The 2,594-nt window shown below is 34.5% G+C and carries 2 protein-coding genes; one reads left to right on the top strand and one right to left on the bottom strand.

The window, feature by feature from the left end; translation table 11 throughout:
* The first annotated feature begins 167 nt into the window (after window positions 1-167).
* The gene (locus HRU49_RS14425; RefSeq protein ID WP_296358393.1) at window positions 168-1,016 is read left to right on the top strand and encodes a DUF2911 domain-containing protein; all 849 of its coding nucleotides are present in this window, start codon (window positions 168-170) and stop codon (window positions 1,014-1,016) included.
* Between the two features lie 50 nt (window positions 1,017-1,066).
* On the opposite strand, the gene HRU49_RS14420 is transcribed toward HRU49_RS14425, so the two are convergent.
* The coding region (locus tag HRU49_RS14420) for a sodium:solute symporter (protein WP_296358391.1) at window positions 1,067-2,594 on the bottom strand (1,528 nt) is incomplete at its 5' end.

Below are 2,594 nucleotides of genomic sequence, written 5' to 3'. Positions count from 1 at the left end.
AGCCCCATAGTCTATTTAATTTATATATTGCAATATTACGATTAATATTTAATTATTGCATCCGGTTACCTAACAAATACTTTCTTTTAAGTATTCCTTAACATTTACAGTAGGCATTGGTCGTATCTTTAGTGCTCTTAAAAATTAAACACTTAACACAATACAAAATGAAGAAATTATTGCTCTTCGCATTTACGTTAGCCTTAATGTTTTCCGTGAATGCACAGATTGAAACTCCACAACCAAGTCCTATGACAACCATAGAGCAAAAGGTTGGGTTAACAGACGTTACCTTAGAATACTCACGTCCTAGTATGAAAGGAAGAACGATATTTGGTGATTTAGTCCCTTATGGTAAAATGTGGCGTGCTGGTGCCAATAAAAATACTATCATCACTTTTAGTGATGATGTTATTATAGGTGGTAATGCATTGAAGGCGGGTTCTTACGCTATTTATATTTCCCCAAATGCAGAATCATGGGATGTTAATTTCTATACAGAGACTAATAATTGGGGTACTCCTCTAGATTGGGATGAGTCTAAAGTAGCTGCGAAGGTGTCGGCAAAAATTTATGAAATGCCAATGAATGGAGCGCCCTGGACCATTGGATTTGATGACTTAACAAATAGCTCTGCAAATATTGGTTTTATCTGGGAGAAAACATATGCAACGGTAGCTTTTGAGGTGCCTACAGCAACAAAGGTTGCAGCCTCTATTAATCAAGTAATGTCTGGTCCTTCGGCTAATGACTATTATGCAGCTGCAGTTTATAATTTATCTGAAGGTAAAGATTTAGATAAGGCAATGATGTGGATTGATAAAGCGGTTGAAATGACTGATGAGCAACCACGTTTCTGGTATTTAAGACAACAGTCGTTAATACATGCTGCTAATGGTGACAAGAAAGGTGCTATTGCAGCAGCTAAGAAATCTTTGGAAGGTGCAACAGCTGCAGGTAATGCAGATTACGTAAAAATGAATGAAAATTCGTTGAAAGAATGGGGAGCTATGTAATTTGCTCCTGATAATATTAATTTAAAGCGCATTCATTGAATGCGCTTTTTTTATTTTTTCTGAATTAGATATGCAATACACATGACTATAACACAACCTATTAAATTAAGCCAGAGATATGGCAGATTAATGATGTCAGCATTATCTAAGAAAAACAGCGCAATTATTAGGACTTGTGTAATTAATGCAGCAGTAAATACAGCATTTCCTTTTATGTGTTTAAAAAAGAAAGCTAATAAAAATATACCCAATACATTACCGTAAAAAATTGACCCAATAATATTAACTAATTGGATAAGGTTTTCCGCTAAATTGGCAAAGCATGCAATAATAATAGCAATAATTCCCCATCCAAATGTAAACCACTTGGTCATGTTTACCATATGCACATCTCCTTTATCTTCTTTAAGATTTCGTCCATATAAATCAATAGCAGTAATAGTGGCTAGAGCATTAATTTCAGATGCCGTAGAGGACATTGCGGCAGATAATATTACCGCCAACAGCAGTCCAATTAATCCTGTTGGTAAATGGTTGAGAATAAACCGAATAAACATATAATCACGGTCATTGGTTTTAGTATCTTTAGCTGCATCTTTATAGAGGTTGCTTAGTTCGCTAGTTTTCTCCTTAAACGCAGCACTTTCAGGATTTACACTTAATTTATTCAATGCTGCCTGAAGTTGGTTATATTCGGACTCATATTCAGGATCTATAGCCTTCTTAATTAAAAATTTTGATTCTGATCTATATGTTTTCTCAATACTATCAATAGTGGCTAATTTGGTTTTTAAGTCACTGTTATTATTCTTAGCATATGCCAAACTTAGACGTTGTTTTTGATCAAAAAGTTCAGCCTGTTTATCCTGAAGTGCTCTATATTCATTGCCATACTCAGAGGCTAAAACGGTCTGAGTAGATTGATCAATAAAATTTAAAGGTGAAGGATTGAATTGATAAAAAATAAATACCATAACCCCTACAAGAAGGATAAAGAATTGCATCGGAACTTTTAATAGACCATTGAATAATAGACCCATTTGTATTTCTTTCATAGATCTACCAGATAAATAACGTTGCACCTGACTTTGATCAGTTCCAAAATAAGAAAGCATTAAAAAAGTACCTCCAATTAAGCCAGTCCAAACGGTATATCTATTTTCTAAATCAAAAGAAAAGTCAAGTACTTGCATTTTTCCTGTAGCACCCGCTATGTCAATGGCATCGGTAAAAGATACTTCATCAGGAATTAAGTTAATTATAATTACTAATGCAGCAATCATTCCAGAAAATATGACGAACATTTGCTGTTTTTGAGTCACAGTTACCGCCTTAGTTCCCCCAGAAACCGTGTAGATAATGACTAATACTCCAATGATAATATTTAAGGTGATAATGTTCCACCCAAGTACTACAGATAGAATAATCGCTGGAGCGAAAATGGTGATGCCTGCTGCCAATCCGCGCTGAATTAAAAACAAAATAGCAGTTAAACTTCTTGTTTTTAAATCAAACCTATTTTCAAGAAACTCATAGGCTGTATAGACTTTTAGACGATGATAAAGTGGAATAAATACG

This window comes from Winogradskyella sp., assembly GCF_013213975.1.
Lineage (GTDB): Bacteria > Bacteroidota > Bacteroidia > Flavobacteriales > Flavobacteriaceae > Winogradskyella.
The sequence above is the reverse complement of the archived record's forward strand: the minus strand, read 5'-3'. Positions and strand labels throughout refer to the sequence as shown.

Coding starts and splice junctions, on each gene's coding strand:
- HRU49_RS14425 (WP_296358393.1), top strand. CDS start 168: ATGAAGAAATTATTGCTCTTCGCATTTACGTTAGCCTTAATGTTTTCC.